The organism is Mesorhizobium sp. WSM3224, from assembly GCF_000427725.1.
Lineage (GTDB): Bacteria > Pseudomonadota > Alphaproteobacteria > Rhizobiales > Rhizobiaceae > Mesorhizobium.
Genome location: NZ_ATYO01000001.1, coordinates 58472 through 74513 on the forward strand (window position 1 = coordinate 58472; position 16042 = coordinate 74513).

12 protein-coding genes are annotated in these 16042 nt (G+C 58.1%); 10 read left to right on the plus strand and 2 right to left on the minus strand.

Features of this window, described 5'->3' with window-relative positions:
* Positions 1-148: 148 nt before the first annotated feature.
* Complete coding sequence (locus tag YU3_RS35750) at positions 149-1513, plus strand: nucleotide sugar dehydrogenase (RefSeq protein ID WP_084507875.1); 1365 nt, start codon at positions 149-151, stop codon at positions 1511-1513.
* Positions 1514-1522: 9 nt separating this feature from the next.
* Entirely contained in the window at positions 1523-2770 is a 1248-nt protein-coding gene (locus YU3_RS0100285) for a glycosyltransferase family 4 protein (RefSeq protein WP_051333793.1), read from the plus strand.
* A gap of 21 nt (positions 2771-2791) precedes the next feature.
* Here the strand turns inward: YU3_RS0100285 and YU3_RS0100290 are convergent, their stop codons facing one another.
* A complete protein-coding gene (locus tag YU3_RS0100290) occupies positions 2792-3694 on the minus strand; it encodes a glycosyltransferase family 2 protein (RefSeq protein WP_027164347.1) in 903 nt (300 codons plus the stop codon).
* 388 nt (positions 3695-4082) lie between these two features.
* Here YU3_RS0100290 and YU3_RS0100295 point away from each other — a divergent pair, with 388 nt between their 5' ends.
* From YU3_RS0100295 to YU3_RS35765, 6 genes are all read left to right on the plus strand, one after another.
* On the plus strand, positions 4083-5270 hold the full coding sequence (locus YU3_RS0100295; protein WP_027164348.1) for a GNAT family N-acetyltransferase: 1188 nt from the start codon (positions 4083-4085) through the stop codon (positions 5268-5270).
* A gap of 397 nt (positions 5271-5667) precedes the next feature.
* The gene (locus YU3_RS0100300) at positions 5668-6603 is read left to right on the plus strand and encodes a right-handed parallel beta-helix repeat-containing protein (protein WP_198021620.1); all 936 of its coding nucleotides are present in this window, start codon (positions 5668-5670) and stop codon (positions 6601-6603) included.
* Positions 6604-7023: 420 nt separating this feature from the next.
* Positions 7024-8046 carry a hypothetical protein gene (locus tag YU3_RS35755; protein ID WP_051333794.1) on the plus strand — a complete coding sequence of 341 codons (1023 nt, stop codon included), beginning with the start codon at positions 7024-7026 and terminating at the stop codon, positions 8044-8046.
* A 71-nt stretch (positions 8047-8117) separates the two neighbouring features.
* Positions 8118-9482, plus strand: coding sequence for an acyltransferase (locus YU3_RS0100310; protein WP_084507876.1), 1365 nt, complete (start codon positions 8118-8120; stop codon positions 9480-9482).
* Positions 9479-10975 (plus strand): O-antigen ligase family protein, encoded by a 1497-nt coding sequence (locus YU3_RS35760; protein ID WP_051333795.1) that lies wholly within the window; start codon positions 9479-9481, stop codon positions 10973-10975. Before YU3_RS0100310 ends, YU3_RS35760 begins: the two co-directional genes overlap by 4 nt.
* On the plus strand, positions 10972-11913 hold the full coding sequence (locus YU3_RS35765; protein WP_348631160.1) for a glycosyltransferase family 2 protein: 942 nt from the start codon (positions 10972-10974) through the stop codon (positions 11911-11913). The genes YU3_RS35760 and YU3_RS35765 overlap by 4 nt, the downstream gene beginning before the upstream one ends.
* Before the next feature lie 32 nt (positions 11914-11945).
* Here YU3_RS35765 and YU3_RS35770 read toward each other — a convergent pair whose 3' ends face one another.
* The gene (locus tag YU3_RS35770; protein ID WP_198021621.1) at positions 11946-13259 is read right to left on the minus strand and encodes a polysaccharide biosynthesis/export family protein; all 1314 of its coding nucleotides are present in this window, start codon (positions 13257-13259) and stop codon (positions 11946-11948) included.
* Between the two features lie 277 nt (positions 13260-13536).
* Between YU3_RS35770 and YU3_RS0100330 the strand changes: the two genes are divergently transcribed.
* Both YU3_RS0100330 and YU3_RS0100335 read left to right on the plus strand, forming a co-directional pair.
* Positions 13537-15057, plus strand: coding sequence for a hypothetical protein (locus YU3_RS0100330; RefSeq protein WP_027164351.1), 1521 nt, complete (start codon positions 13537-13539; stop codon positions 15055-15057).
* 48 nt (positions 15058-15105) lie between these two features.
* On the plus strand, positions 15106-15888 hold the full coding sequence (locus tag YU3_RS0100335; RefSeq protein ID WP_027164352.1) for a CpsD/CapB family tyrosine-protein kinase: 783 nt from the start codon (positions 15106-15108) through the stop codon (positions 15886-15888).
* Positions 15889-16042: the final 154 nt, after the last annotated feature.

Genomic DNA, 16042 nt, shown 5'->3' on the forward strand with positions numbered 1-16042 from the left:
CATTCGATCGTGCTCAAAGGGTATCTTACCCATAAAGGAGCGGTCGCTTCGCTCAACGGATAGCTCCTCAAATCGCCCGGAGTTGAAACACTTGGATTGCGAAAGGCGATCTCCGCCCAACCCAAAAATGTTGCGGGGCTAAAGCGTCATGAAAGTAGCTGTCTTCGGACTCGGCTATGTTGGATTTACCACCCTGTGTTGTTTGGCACACCAGGGCCATGAAGTACTCGGGTTCGATGTCAACGCCCGCAAGGTCGCCGGCGTCAACTCCGGTATTGCGCCGATCATCGAGCCAGGACTTGGCGAAATGCTGCTGCGCGGGCTGGCAGACCATCGCATCTCCGCTTTCGTCGACGTTGAAGACAAGCTTGAAGACTGTGACGTCGCAATTGTGTGTGTCGGCACGCCGAGCGGGCCGGACGGCGCCCACGACCTCGGGTTTGTTACCGAAGTCTCGAAGGAAATAGCGCTTCACCTAGGAAATGGTCGAACCAAGCCGCTCAGCGTGGTCTACCGCTCCACGGTAAGGCCCGGGACGATGGAAGGCCTGATTGCTCCGATCTTCGCGGGATTTCTCGCCGACAAGCCGGGCCGCGTGGAACTCTTGTACTGTCCGGAATTTCTGAGGGAATCTTCGGCCGTCAATGACTATTTCCGGCCCCCGAAAGTCGTAATCGGAACATCGGACGGTGAGCCAAATCCCGTCATCGAAGAGCTTTTTGCCGGCCTCGAAGCACCGCGCTTCGTTACACGGTTCGCGGAAGCCGAGATGACAAAGTTTGTCGACAACAGCTGGCATGCGATGAAGGTCGCGTTCGCCAACGAGATCGGCCGGATCAGCCTTCAACTCGACGTCGACCCGTCGAAGGTGCACGAGATCTTTGTTTCCGACACCAAGCTGAACATTTCCCCGTACTACCTGAGGCCTGGCGGAGCATTCGGCGGCTCGTGTCTGCCAAAGGACGTCCGTGCATTGCAGAACATCGTGGCGGACTGCGGCGTCAATGCGCCTTTGATCGACTCGCTCATACGCTCCAACGATGCCCATAAATACTGCTTGTTCCAACTCGCCACGAAAGGTCTGAAGCCGGGAGCATCGGTGCTGCTTGCAGGGCTGGCTTTCAAGGCCGGAACGGATGACCTGAGAGAAAGCCCCAATATCGACCTTGCGCGTAGCCTGCTGAGGGAACGCTACAGACTGTCGATTTTCGATCCGGCCATCGACGCCGGCAAGTTGGTCGGCGCCAATCTGGGCTACGCCTGGTCGTGGCTCCCGCAGTTTGGAACCTTGCTGGTGAGCAAAAAGCAGGCTGAAGCGCGCCGCTATGATCGGGTAATTTTCGCAAACCGCACAGCCGGCATGCTTTCCTTCTCGAAGGCGCAGAGCGTGATCGACCTCAACGCGCTGTCGGATCGCGCAAACAGGCTACTAGCCCCTTCCGCGTCCCGGGAAGAGCCTGCTCAGCCGGGTGATGCTGACCTGCCGTTCGACGTCATGCGTGCCGTGGCTTAGGGGAGAGAGATGTCCGCCATCTCGATTGGGGCCGAACAAACTCGGCCCGGCAGCCTTTCGGCCCGCAAGGTCTTGATGATTGTCGAAAACCTACCGGTGCCGTTCGACCGGCGCGTTTGGCAGGAAGCGCGTGCATTGCGTGACGCGGGCGCCGAGGTTTCCATCATTTGCCCTATCGGCAAGGGGGCGGAAGAGCGTGAAGAGACGCTGGAGGGCATCCACATCTACAGGCATGACTTGCCAGTCGAAGCGAAAGGCGCATCGGAGTTCCTCTTCGAATACGGCGCGGCGCTCTGGCACGAGACCCGCCTGGCATGGAAAATCCTGTTCAGGCATGGGTTCGAGACCATTCATGCTTGCAACCCACCGGATCTCATATTTCTCGTCGCGCTGCCGTTCAAGTTGCTTGGCAAACGCTTCATTTTCGACCATCACGACATCAACCCGGAGCTCTACGAGGCGAAATTCGGCAAGCGCGGGCGGCTCTGGCGGCTTCTGTGCATGTTCGAATGGATTACATTCAAATGCGCCGACGTGGTCATTTCGACCAATGAGAGCTACAGAAGGATTGCGCTTACCCGAGGCAGGAAGCGCGAAAGCGACGTGTTCGTGGTGCGGTCCGGTCCGGACCTGACACGCTTGAAGACCGACTGCCCCGACCCAGGCCTCAAGAAGGGGCGCAAGTTTCTTGTGGGTTATGTCGGTGTGATGGGGGAGCAAGAAGGCATCGACCTTCTTCTGCGGAGCGTCAACCATCTCGTTCACGAGCGAGGCCGGCAGGACGTCCAGTTCGTTCTTGTCGGCGGTGGCCCGCAACTAGGCAACCTCAAGGAATACTGCCAAAGCTTGGGGCTGAATGACTATGTCACTTTCACCGGCCGGGTCCCCGACGACATGCTCTTCACCGTGCTTTCGACGGCCGATGTGTGCGTCAATCCGGATCGCGTCAATCCGATGAACGACCAGTCCACCATGAACAAGATCCTGGAGTACATGGCTTTCAGCAAACCGATCGTGCAATTCGACGTCACCGAGGGCCGCTTCTCGGCGCGCACGGCCTCTCTCTACGCCCGTCCGGATGATCCGGTCGACTTTGCCGACAAGATTGAATGGCTGCTTGGCAGCCCCGAACAGCGCAAGGTTATGGGTAACTACGGCCGCGATCGTTTGCAGCGGGAACTTGCGTGGAGCTATCAAGTGCCGAACCTGATCGCCGCGTATCAACGAGCCAGGCCAACTGCTCCAAGGAAGCCGTGATTCGGTTTTCCGCCCGCGCGCTCAGGCGCGATTCCATTTGTCGACGATGCGCGAGGCGTCTGCTCCGAATGCAAGAGCCAGCATCACCTTGCATCGGTAAAGGCGAACCAGGATCACACCATACATCGCAAGCATGCGCGCCCTTGGGCCTTCGATGCGATCGGAAAAGCCGATCCGCAGCAACTCTGCCGCGGGCGAAAGCGCGACTGCGAAACTCCGCAGGATCCAGCGCGGCCGCCAGCCTCGTGTGGAGCGTACCCGATTAAAATCGTGGGCGACGTGCCGATCCCATTTTGCGGCGATCTCAGCGAGATTCCGGCGCGCGGGATGGAACACGATCATCTGCTTGCGGTAGTGCGTGCGGAAGCCTTTGCTGAGCGCGCGCTGCCCCCAGTCCCGATCCTCCGCGATCTCGATGCCTCCGAACGGTCCAACTGAAGACAGAATTCCAGCACGCATCGCCAGATTGCCCGTCCCCGTATACCCCTGCTTGGCGATGTATTCGCGCATGCGGTAGGCAAAGACGCTTTCATAGGCTTCGAGCAGCGTAAGTTTGCTTGAGTCCTGGCGCGCAATCCTGACGTCGCCGCCTATGATTCCAATATCGGCTCGTTCGGCAAAGCAGCGTTCTATTTCGTAAAGCCAGTCGGGATGGGCGATGCAGTCCGCGTCAATGAAAGCCAGCGTTTCGCCGCTCGCATGGGCTGCGCCGCGGTTGCGCGCTGGTCCCGGACCAGGTGTGTGCTCGAGAAGGAGCGTGACAGCGGGAAAGGAGGCGCAAAGGTCGGTCGGCATCTGTCTCGATCCATTGTCGACGACTATGATCTCGACTTTCTGCTGCGGCGGCCGCTGAGCCTGCAGGGATGCAAGACAGCGTCTGAGCATTTCGTGCTGGTCGAGATGTGGGATGATGACAGTGATCATTTTGCGGCCTTTGGGGGCTGTACCGGGTCTGCTGTGGCAATTCTTCCCTCGTTGAATGAAACGTGACCAGTGCACGCCATACAGCCGAATGGTCGACGAAAGAGCATATATCAGGGGACGTATGCATCGAGTCGGCCAACAGGTCAGCAACGTGCGCCTTTTGTTCAGGTATGCTTCGAACTGGCGTGGATAGATGATGATAATCCGTTGGTGAGACGGAGCGCGAAGGGCGTTGCCGGTGGTTGTTGGGGGCCGAGACGTTGTGGAGAGCCGTTCAGGGGCCCGACAATCTTTCATGGGAATGGAGGCTTGGAGCCTCACCAGAGGTAGGGTCGTCGCGCAAGTACGAGGCTAGCGTAGTCCATCACTCGATCATTGATTGCCTCGGATGATCCGCAGCGCTCCGATCGAGGGTTCTTCCCTGGTTATCGTAGCAAGCGATTTGTGCCGGGATTTTGCGGCCATATGGCCCACCATGGCCAATAGGGGCTCGGCCCGCGCGTTCGTTTTCCAGACAGCCGACTTCCTAAACGTTTGGTGTGACACAATCGGGCTGGCGCGCGGCACGCAGCCATTGTTTGTCGCGGTCGTGGACCAGGACGGTGTCCCTCACGCGCTTTTCCCGCTTGGCATCGAGAAGCGTAGATCCGGCCTGAAGGTCCTGTCGTTCTTGGACGGCGGCGTCAGCGACTACAATGCGCCGGTCCTGTTTCCGCACGTCAAAGACTGGAGCCCTTCATTCGTCGGCAAGTTGTGGGATGCGATCGCAAGCATTGCCCCACCTTTCGACATAGCGGTTGTCGAGAAGATGCCTGATCGCGTGTTCGACATCGACAATCCGTTGATGCCCTTGATCACGGCGCGCTATCCCCATAGCGGATATGTCATGCGCCTGCCCGGCAGTGTCGACGAGTTTGTCGCCAAGCGCCTTCCGCGAGCGCAGGACACGCGGCGCAAGCTTCGCAAGCTCGGTGAGCGCGGCACTGTCACCTTCAGGATCGCGAGCACATCCGCCGAGCGGGAGGAGATGCTCGACGCGATGATGAGACAGAAGTCACGGCGCTATATCGAAACGACTGGCGTCGACGGAATGGAGCGACCAGGGTATCGCGCCTTTTTTCGCCAGGCCGCGCTCGATCTTGCCCCCCAAGGCCACGTCCATATTTCGTCCTTGAATTTGGACGCCAGCGTGCTGGCGGTGCACTGGGGATATAAGGACGATAGTAGATTCTACTACATGATGCCGAGCTTCGAAGAGGGCGAATGGGTTCGCTTCTCACCCGGTCGCCACTTGCTCAATTACTTGATTGAGTGGGCGATAGGCGCAGGCATGAAAGAGTTCGATCAGGGTCTTGGCGACGAGGATTACAAGAAGGAGTATTGCGACGCGGCGATAACACTTCACCAGATCGAGACCCCAAGAACGTTGCGCGGCCAGGTCGATCTGCTGGTGCGTAAATTGAAGATGTCCCTCCGCGACACTCTCGTATGGCATTCGCTCAAGCGCCTCCGAACCGCTTGGCGAAGCGCAAATTCCGAGAAGGTAAGGACCGCGCGGCGAGGCCGGGCACCGTGACGACCTGACAATCAGCAATCGCAGCTATCGCCGACCGTGAGCGCGGTCGCAATCGCTTTGGTTGTCATTCCAGCGTGAATTGCACCCGGGAGGGCACGGTCGGTCGGAAATTGAGGCATTCGATGCTTGCTTGGCAAAAACTTGGAGTGGTTCCAGAAGCCATACTCATTGTTCATTGTGCTGAACTTGCGTTCCACAAAAGAATAAGCCGCTTGCCAGCTCGCAAGGATATGGTCGAAGGCCTTTGCCCGTCGTCGCGTATCAGCTCAAGGAGAGGTGGTCTCGTGCGGCGACAATCTCGGCGGAGTTGGCTTTGGTTTGCTTGCCCGCGTTCTTACTCGGAAAGAATGGTTCGCCACTTACGCTCGGTTCGCATGGAATGAAGGGGAGCTTTAACATGAGCCTCATCCTGCTCACCATCGCAATGGTCAGTACGGTCAGCTATGCGGCAGCGCCACCCCTAGGACGCGGCGCCGCGGTCATAGCCGCAAAGATTCCGGCAGCGGCGTGCACGGCTGACAGTGGAAAAGGCGAAGTCTTCGGATGCAGCTCGACCAGGCGGGCTTACCTTCTTGCTGTTTCTGACGGTAGCTCGCCAAAATCGTCCAACATAGGCGTCGCCACCGGAGTTCAATTGAAGCCGTCAGGCCCCGTCGAGGTCGACACCCCGGGTGCCGTCATCAGCGGGCTGGACGTTACCGGCTACATCTTGGTCAATGCCTCCAACGTCACGGTGAGAAACGTGCGCGTCAATGCGGGCACCTGGGGCGGTATTATCACGACCGCTAAGGGGTCCGATGTTTTGATCGAGGATTGCGAAGTATTCAGCACATGGATGAAAGGTAGCACCAAGGGTGTACTGTTCGACGGAAATTCTGGAGGAGTCATTCGTCGCTGCAATATTCACAATGTTGAGGATGGCATCTATCTTCAGGGTAGCCACTTCGTTATCGAAGATAATTATGTTCACGATAGCGAAGCTCACGGTGAAGACCCTCACACGGACAGTTTTCAAATCTCGGCGGGCACAAGCAATGTCGTTGTGAGAGGAAACAATTTTGTATATGGCGACAATGACAATTCTTCCTTTACAGTCGGCAACAACGAAGGGCCAGTCGACAATATCAGGCTTGAAAACAACATTTTCGCGGGCGGCGGTTACACCGTTCGTTGCGACGGACGTGGGCCGTACCCGATTACGAACATCGCCATTATCGGCAACCGCATTGCCAAGGGGGTTTACGGGTACACGTCTTTCGACGGCCTCTGCGTGCCAGCATTTGAGAAAAATTCCAATCTGGCAAACGGAGTGTTGCTGACACCCTCAAATTAAGCGCTCCGAAAAGAATCGGGGCTGCGTCGACGCACGTTGGCCGAAACCGCCGCAGTTCCTCTCGTTGGATGCCTTTGGAGAGCCTCAACTCTTGCCGCGAGACCGGCTGATCCATCCCATGCGCTTGGTGTTCGACGGATTTCGAACCAAGTTCCCAAACCCTCCTGCCCTCATCACGGAACCGCTGGCAAAGGTGGTAGCCCATGGGCTGCCGGCGGGCGTGGGCGCCCGACAAGAGCTCGGCTTTACCACTATCGAAGCCAGATCTTTCGCTTTTTTGGCTAGCGATCGGCCGCAGTCTCTTTGTGTACGATGTTCTCTCGGTGCCTCTGGACCGGCAAACGGAAGTTGGAAACGAACTTCAAGCCGCAGCGGCTCCAAGTCGATGGCGACATCATCAACTTAGAGGAATGAAGAACCATGCTCCCTCAAAAACCAGCGAACGGAGCTGCCTTGCGCCCCGGCGATGTCGTTGAGGTGCGCTCTGCGGCCGAGATTCTGGCGACGCTGGACAAGGATGGCGCCCTGCACGGGACGCTGTTCATGCCGGAGATGATGGCGCATATCGGTCAACGCCTTACGGTGTCGCGGCGCGTCGACAAAGTCTGCAACATGGTTGACGAAAGTGGCTCCCGTCGAATGCGCGGGACCGTCTATCTTGAGGATCTGCGCTGCGATGGGTCGAGCCATGGCGGGTGTCAGGCAGGTTGCCGTGTCTACTGGAAGGAGGAATGGCTCCGCAAAGTCGATGACAACCACGCCGCACGTCTTGGGGCCGCCGGGATGGCCGCTTCCGCAGAGCTCGAGCGGACTGCCGGCGCGGCTACGCACCCGGCTATCCCGGTGGATGAAAGCGGGGCGCAGGTCTGGCGATGCCAATCGACTGATGCTCTCAAGGCATCCGAGCCCGTGAGGCGGCGGGATATTGGACAGTATTGGCGCGAATTGACGAACGGCAACTTCAATCCGATCCGGTTTGTAGCCCTTTTGGTTCGAGCTATGGCAATGGACATGCTGCATCATTTCGGACTGATGAAGACGCTTCCGCTGCAAGGCCCGGGTAAGGTCGGTTCCAAGCGCGAGATGCTCGGCCTGAAGCCTGGCGAACTGGTCCGGGTACGGTCCGCGGAGGAAATCGCAGCCACTCTCGACCATCGCGGCGAGAGTAGTGGCCTCTCCTTCGACCGCGAGATGCTTCCCCATTGCGGCGGCACGTTTCGCGTAAAGACTGCCGTTCAGCGGATCGTGGATGAGAAAACGGGTCGCATGCTGAAGATCCCCAAAGACTGCATCATCCTGGACGGTGTCGCCTGCTCTGGCGAACTCAGCGTCAACGGTCGATGGTTTTGTCCGCGCGCGATTTATCCGTTCTGGCGGGAGTCCTGGCTCACCAGGGTCGGCGACACTGCCGATCAGCCGACGGAACAGTCATGCCACCGTTAGAGTGGCCTGGGGTTATTTCGCAATAGACTCAAAACGCCTTGGCGCATGCCTCTCCAACCAACGAGGCGAGGATGTGGATGAAGTTCCGGATATCAAAAGTCTCGCAGCTTGCGGGGAAAATGCGACGGCACGCCGACAGTCGCCCGTTCCCGCAACGTTCGTACTCCTTTCGTTTCTGGCAGCCAACGCAGGCCGCGCTCTTGGCCCGATTAGGTAGTTGCGCGCGCCATATCCCCGGCCGAAACTTTCTGCTGCGAAGCATCTCACCAGGCAGCCTAATGATCCCAAATGTTCTCGGTTGGAACATACGCGGCCGGACCCTGGAAAGCCGGCTGGCCGAAACGGGGTTCGTGGGACCGGGCTTCGATGAAGTTCGATTGGCTGCGGCGATCACGGTCCTTCTGCATCATGCCCACAGTTCCATTGACGATGCGAAGGCAGATCTTCTCTTCGCGTTCAGCGGAGGATTTCTGCATTTCGGCCTCCTCGCGGTTCTTGTTTTCTTCGCGATCAGCGGCTTTCTGGTGGCTCCAGGGCTGGTTCGGTCGGGCAAGGTAATCAACTATGCGACAAGCCGGGCGCTCAGGATTTTTCCAGCCCTCGCTGTCGTAGTGATCTCGTCCATGATCCTGGTTGGCCCGATCCTGACGACGCTGCCATTGCCGCGGTATTTCTCTGACGCTGGCCTGCCCCTCTACGTCAAGAACATTCTTACGCTCACATATGATTTCCTTCCCGGGGTGCAGTTGCCGGGCGGTCATCCCGCAATCGTCAACGGCGCGCTCTGGACGCTGCATTTCGAAGTCTTGTCCTATATTGCGTTGGCGCTGATGAGTGTGGTTGGCATCCTCGCCCGGCCTCGCCTGGTATTGGTCGTGTTCCTTGCGGCCTATGTCCTTTATGTCGCGAACGGAATCTTTCCCGCCTTCGCCGAACGGCTGCCTGGCCGTTTCGTTACCTTCATCAGCCTCTTCGTCTATTTTGCTTCCGGCGTCGCTCTATCCACCTTCCGTCGGACAATACCCTATTCGGCTGCTTTGGCGGGTCTCGCGTTCCTGATCCTGTTGGCTTCGCTTGCGTCTGGAGCAGGTATCGTCGCGGCGCCGCTCTGCCTGCCGTACCTGGTGGTCTTCGCTGGGCTGTCGAACCTTCCAGGGCGCTCGTTCATCAGGCGCGATCTGTCTTACGGAGTGTACTTGATCCATGCGCCGGTTCTTTGCTGCCTCAGCATCATGTATCCCGCAATACAGTCATGGCTATTTGCGGCGCTGGTGGCGATGACGGTGACGCTGCCTTTGTCGTATCTCTCTTCCATCCTTGTCGAACAGCCAGCTCTCACCAGGAAAAAGATCGTTGCCGGGTGGATTGGCGGCCGACTTAACTTAATCCGGTCGACCATGGTTCGACTGGTTCGAGTGCAGGACATCGGTACGTGAGCAGCGTTGCTGACCAACCGGGGTATTGGAGCCCCAAAGCCAAAAGTCCCGACCGCCTTGTCGGCTTTGGCGAGCGCTCCGAATCCACCAACCAGTTTGCGCGAAGCAGTCCGGCCGCGTTGTCCGGGAAGACGACCTCCTGGCCGGTTTGGGTGTTTCTGATCTCGCTTGAAATACCTTGGGTTTTCTATCTCGGGCCGCTTCGGCTCTCGGTCTATCGCCTTGTGCTTTTAGCGTTGATTGTACCCTGCGGCGTCCGATTGTTCTCAGGCAAGGCCGGTCGGATAAGGTTTGCGGATATCGCGATCCTGATGCTTGCCGTCTGGTCGGTGATTGGTCTCATTGCAAATCACGGATTGGCCACCGGGGCCCAATCCGCGGGGATCCTCTTTTTAGAAACTGCCGGCCCATACATGCTTGCGCGGTGTTGGATCCGTGACGCGGACGACTTTCACAACGCCGTTCGCCTGTTGTTCTGGATCGCCGTGATTTTGATGCCGTTTGCCATAGTCGAGTGCCTTGGCGGCGGCAACATCCTACTCAAGGCGTTCAGCGTCATCTTGCCGGTCAATGATTATCCGACCGTTCAACGACTGGGTCACACGCGGGTTATTTCCGTATTCGACCATCCAATTCTATTCGGATTGAACGTAGGAAGCGCCCTGGCTCTCACTTACCTTGTTCTTGGCTACAAGAAAGCTGCAGCTCACCGGAATTTCAAGGCGGCATTGGTCGTTGTGACAGCGGCAACCTCTCTATCGAGTGGACCAATCGCAGGCATGGCCGCACAAGCCTTTCTGCTTTTTTGGAACATTTTGCTGCGAAGAAATAGACATCGATGGAAAATTCTCATCGGCGCGGTGCTCTTGCTGTTCGTTGCGGCTGAGATCCTCTCCAATCGATCGCCAATCTCGATCGTGACACAAATGGTTGTGCTCGACCCGCAAACATATTGGTATCGACGATTGATCTGGGATTATGGGTCCACGATTGCTCTGGACCACCCCATTTTCGGGATCGGACTGAACGATTGGGATCGCCCGGGATGGATGCCCAACGGCACCATAGATAATTTCTGGCTTGTCGAGGCAATGCGTTTTGGTTTCGCTGCCCCGATCTTGTTGCTACTGGCGGGAATCTCGATCGGCATCGCTATGGCTGTCAAAAGTAATAGCGACGAAAGGCTCGATCATTTTCAAACGGCCTACCTGATCACACTGGGTTTCCTGTTCCTCATCGGATGGACGGTTCACTTCTGGAACAGCAGCTATGTTCTCGCTCTATTTCTTCTGGGAAGCGGCGTGTGGATCCTTGATGCCAAACGCGCGCAAAGCGAGCCGGCGGAGACGGATGCCTATTCCGCGGCATCGTCCCCGATGTGGATCGAGATGGGCTCCAGCAAACGTGACATATTCGCGACCCTTCCGCCGGGCGGGACGGACGAACAACCATTGCGTCAAGCGACGCGACTTTTGCCGGGATCGAAGACGTGAAAGAGATCGGGAACGAAGCCATGGCGGGAAATGGTCGCAACGAAGAGACGTCGCAGCCAGGACATGAGCGTGTGTCTGTGGTGACGGTGTCGTACAACAGTGGCCGGCATCTGAAAGCATTCCTCGATTCGCTTCAGACAGGGCTCGACGGAATCCAGGACTTTGAAGTCGTCATTGCGGACAATGCGTCCAGCGACGATAGCGTTGCCATAGCACTTTCTCATCCCGTCCGACCGAGAGTTGTCAGCGTTGGCCGGAATTCGGGTTACGCTGGCGGCATCAACGCGGCTGTCGCGACGGTTGGAAAAGACTCAACCCTGCTCGTGTTGAACCCTGACGTGCGGCTACTGCCCGGTGCGGCCCGTTTGCTTATAAATCGGCTGGTGGATCCCACCGTAGGCGTGGCCGTGCCAAAAATCCTTGATGAGGACGGCAGGCTCACGCATTCACTTCGACGCGAGCCGTCATTGAAGACGGCATGGACGGATGCAGTTCTGGGTGGAGGGAAACTTGGGGCTTGGATCGGTACCGGCGAGAAGATCAGCGATCCAGCGCGATACACGGCCGATGGATTCGCTGATTGGGCTGAAGGCTCCGCACTGGCAATCTCGGCGCGGGCGCGCAAGCTCGTGGGAGCCTGGGACGAGTCATTCTTTCTTTACAGCGAGGAAGTTGACTATATGCGAAGAGTCCGCGCTGTTGGGCTTTCAATCGCATATGTATCGGGGGCAGAAATAATCCACATCGGTGGAGAATCCGGAACCAACCCATTCCTCTCTGCGCTGTTGACGCGCAACCGGGTCCAGTACTACCGGCGCCATCACGGCTTTCTTTTGTCAGCGATGTTCCAACTGGCTGTGGTGTTAGGAGAGGGAGTTCGCACGGGCAAGGGGCCGACGCATTGGGCAGCTCTTTGGGCGGGGCTCAGCGCCCAGTAGTCCCCGCGGCCAACCTTGTCGAATTCATGCTGCTATTGTGTTTCTCCGCCGGCCTGGGGGCCGGTTCTCGGCTGGGGCGTGGCCGGATTGACCATGTCCTGCGTCGAGCTGGCTACGTAAACCTTGACCACGTCGCCGGGTGCGAGCGGCGTGGTTTCGGACGCGCTCAGCTCTTTTGGTCCCTGTCGATCTTGCCGCACGATGACCAGTTTCAGGTCGGAATTGCCGTCGGACGGGGCGCCCGGCACGACGGTGCTGTCGGCCAGCAGGAGCTGGCGGATCGTATACTCCCGCGTTCTTGCTTCGGTAAGCTCGCTCTGCGCGTCACGCAGTTGCGTGGCGGCCTCCGTTTGGCGCTGGTCGCTGATACTAAATTCCTGGCGCGTCGTCTCACTCAGACCTTGTCGCGCCCGCATCGCCTCGATGTCCCCTTGGGCATGCTCGGCCCGCATCTGGCCAAGCACACGTCTCAATTCCGCCCATCGCGACGAGGTTACAATGCCCTGCTCGACCAGCTTGGTGATCTTGGCGACTTCTGTTTCGGTCTGGGCGATTTCCTCGCCAGAGTCCTTGCTTTTGCTCGCCAACATATTCAGTTCGTTCGTGTACATATTGCGCAGGTCAGAAAGTTTCTCCACCTGTCGCGTCTTCTCGCTGGCTCGTGCCGTGAACAGGCTGCGCTCCAGCGCCATGACTTGGCCGGCGACGTCGCCGGCGTCGTTGCTGGTCAATTCAGCTGGGAAGCGGATTTCTGCGTCTCCGCTTAGTTCGGCCTGCAACCTCGCGATGCGGCCCAGCAGCCGCAACTTTTTGGTGCGGATCGTTGTAAGTTCGCCAAGTAGGCTGATCCCGCCCTGTCCTGCCTTTTCAAGCGGCGGCCGATAGCGTCCGCCGGCTAAAGCCACCGCCTGCAGTACTGTCAAGTCCGGCCTGAATTGATACGCACCAGGCGTGGTGACCGCTCCAACGACATAGATCGATGGATACTGGGCGATTTCGACCGATACCTCGGGAGGAGAAATGAGACCCATCTTGTCGTGCAGCGCTGCCGATATCTGGGCTGCGACCTCAGTGTTCGTTCTGCCGCCCACATCGAGCGAGCCGACGACCGGTAGCCCTATCGTTCCCTGGTTGGACACCAGAAAATCGCCGCTGAGAGCTTCCCAGCGCTGGTACTCGCCCTTTGAGGGGTTCCATTGGATGATCGAGATGTGGATCTTCGTTTGCGCGGCGAGCCGGTAGTCGGCGGCCTGAGCCTCGACTGCAAAGAACATATACGCGGCGCTGGCGAGCAGGGCCGCCGCAAGCCTTCCATGGCGAAGGCGGGCAATTGGATTTGAAGACACTCTTCCTCCTCGACGCGTGCGTCTCGAGCAGATCGTTGTATTGGAATTCCAATCAACCAAGAATAAGCCCTCAGCGAAATCGAGTGAACGTAAGAATAGGACCGTACCGGCCGCCGAAAGGAGAGGGTCCATCGTCAAAAGAGGCATACCTCGTGTGTCAGCTCGACCTTAGGAAGCGCTTCCGCCAAAAGGATTGCTACGCGAATCTGCAGTCACGCACCGGCGCTGTTGGTCCGCCAGCGACATATGGAGGAATCCATGACGGCGAGTCGATTTGATGGATAGCCAAGATTTCCGCTTTTACGCTTCGGTCTATGCTCAGCGGCTGCGCTACCTGGCCATCCCGATCGTGATGACCACGGTCGTCGGCTTCGCGGTCGCGCTCTTCCTTCCGCCGGTATACCGATCTGTCGCCAAGATTCTGGTCGAGTCGCCGCGTATATCAACGGAACTGGCCCGTTCATCGGTTACAGCGGATCCCATCCAGCAACTGCAAGTTCTTGAGCACGAACTCACGACAAGGGCCAGTTTGCTCGGTTTGGCCGGTAAGTTTGCGATCTTCGCCAAGGCCAACCTCTCCGACGACGATGTCGTTGCACAAATGCTTGCAAGGACCAGGATCGAGCCGGCTGTCCTGAATAATCTGGGTAGCGGTAGCGGGGCCATTGCCTTTACGGTTTCATTCGACGCGGCCGACCCCATTCTCGCCGCTGATGTCGCCAATGCCTACGCAAACGCCATGCTCGAAGCGAACGAGCGCGAACGCAAGGCGGTGGCGGACCATACACATGAATTCTTCAACCGCGAGGTGGAACGTCTGGAGGCCGCGTTGAAGGACGCCCAAGAAGCGGTCCTGAGCTTCAAACTGGAGCATAAGGAGGCTCTGCCTGACAGCCTCGAGTTTCGCCGCATGCAGCAGAGAGCCTACGAAGAAAGGCTGGGTCAAATTCAGCGCGAGATCATCTCTCTTCAGCAAAAGCGTTCGATGATTCAACAAATATCGGCTTCCGGGGGGCAGGGAGGACCGGCTGACGATCTGCAGCTGGCCGAGCTTCGGCGTTCGCTTGCCGAGCAGGAGACGATCTTCAAGGATGGCAGTACGAACCTTGTGGCGTTGCGGACACGGGTCGCCGATCTCGAGAAACGCATCTCCGAAAAGGACAAGACCGTAACGGATGTCGCACGCGCCGCCGGGATGTCCCCTGAGCTTCGCCTGCAGTTGGCCGACACTGAGGGTCAGGTGGCTTTGATTGCGCAGGAGAAGGAATCCATTGGACCGCTGCTCGACGACCTGACGCGATCAATCGCCGACACCGAAATGAACTCTACCAAACTCCGCGCGCTCGAGCAGAATTACGAGGCCGTGCAGAAGCACTATAACGAGGCAGTCGCCAGGTTGGCGGACGCATCGACCGGACAGCGTATCGAAAAGGAAGCAGTTGGCCAAAAGCTGTCGCTCATCGAGCCGGCAACCCCTCCAGACAAACGTATCTGGCCCAAGCGGCAGGTAATCGTCATTGGAAGTTTCGGGGCAGGCCTCGGATTGAGCTTCGGCATCTTCGCGCTTATGGAAATCTTCTTCCCAACCATTCGTCGTCCTGCCGATCTTGCAGCCGTGTTCCGGGGCCAGCCTTTTGTCACCATCCCCTATATTGCGACCGATAGCCAGGAACCTGCGCGTAAGATGCGTCTGAGTGTTGCAGCCATCGTATTGCTTCTGGCCGGCAGTCCGATCTTCCTGCCCATAGGTTCTCGCCCGTCCGCAAATGTCGAGGTGAACAGTGCGATCTGGAATTAGCCAACGACCCACGCTAGGCAACGCATTCGTGCCGCAGGAGACAAAAGCATGCCGACGAAGGTGAAGCTGCTCCAGCCCGCGCCGCATGCGTCCCTAGAGGTCGTCGGGCAGCAATCTGTGGTGTTGGTAGACGAGCATTGGGCCGGATTGGAACGCGTGGAACTCGATCTCGATCGAGCCCGTCAGGCCCGGCTTGTCACATTCGCTCCTGAGGAACCAGCTCAAGCAAGCTTCGATGTATTGCGCACCAAGGTCCTCAGGTGTCTCAATGTCAACAGCTGGACCACTGTGGCGATAACGTCGCCAGAGCGCGAATCCGGGAAGTCGGTCGTGGCCGTGAACCTGGCGTTCAGCCTTGCGAATCTGCAGAGTTGCAGGGTCGTTCTTCTAGATCTGAATCTTCGCCAGCCCCAGATCAGTTCGATACTGGGTCTTGATATGGCGCGGCCCACCGAGAGTTTCTTGCAAGGGCGGGCTTCGATCAAAAGCACTTTCGTGCGCTACGGTGAAAATCTTGCTGTGAGCGCCGGCCCGCATGGGATCAACTATTCGGCCGAGCTGCTCCAAAGCCAGTCCGCGCGATCGGCGATGATGCAACTCCACGACAAGCTTTGCCCCACGGTGGTTATCGTCGACCTCCCTCCAGTTCTCGGCAGCGACGACGTGCTGGCATTCCTGCCCAATATCGACTGCACCTTGCTTGTGGCAGGGGCCGGCATGACCACGATGGCAAAGATCCGCTGCTGTGAGCAGGAACTGGCAGGCGAGACCAACCTTCTGGGGATTGTCCTGAACAAATGCCGGTACGGACACGGTCGCGGCTACTACTGAACGTCAGCAGCCGGACGTCGGTTAACCAGGTTCGCCAGCCAGGTTTGCACTATCTCGGGAAAACACTGAAGCCGTCGGGCCTGCGATCAAATTCATTAGGCGGCTCTACCTCTTTCGTTCCGCAGTCCCCGGTTTTTCTGTTGGAAAATTTGGT

Coding starts and splice junctions, on each gene's coding strand:
- YU3_RS35750 (WP_084507875.1), top strand. CDS start 149: ATGAAAGTAGCTGTCTTCGGACTCGGCTATGTTGGATTTACCACCCTG.
- YU3_RS0100285 (WP_051333793.1), top strand. CDS start 1,523: ATGTCCGCCATCTCGATTGGGGCCGAACAAACTCGGCCCGGCAGCCTT.
- YU3_RS0100290 (WP_027164347.1), bottom strand. CDS start 3,694: ATGATCACTGTCATCATCCCACATCTCGACCAGCACGAAATGCTCAGA.
- YU3_RS0100295 (WP_027164348.1), top strand. CDS start 4,083: ATGATCCGCAGCGCTCCGATCGAGGGTTCTTCCCTGGTTATCGTAGCA.
- YU3_RS0100300 (WP_198021620.1), top strand. CDS start 5,668: ATGAGCCTCATCCTGCTCACCATCGCAATGGTCAGTACGGTCAGCTAT.
- YU3_RS35755 (WP_051333794.1), top strand. CDS start 7,024: ATGCTCCCTCAAAAACCAGCGAACGGAGCTGCCTTGCGCCCCGGCGAT.
- YU3_RS0100310 (WP_084507876.1), top strand. CDS start 8,118: ATGTGGATGAAGTTCCGGATATCAAAAGTCTCGCAGCTTGCGGGGAAA.
- YU3_RS0100330 (WP_027164351.1), top strand. CDS start 13,537: ATGGATAGCCAAGATTTCCGCTTTTACGCTTCGGTCTATGCTCAGCGG.
- YU3_RS0100335 (WP_027164352.1), top strand. CDS start 15,106: ATGCCGACGAAGGTGAAGCTGCTCCAGCCCGCGCCGCATGCGTCCCTA.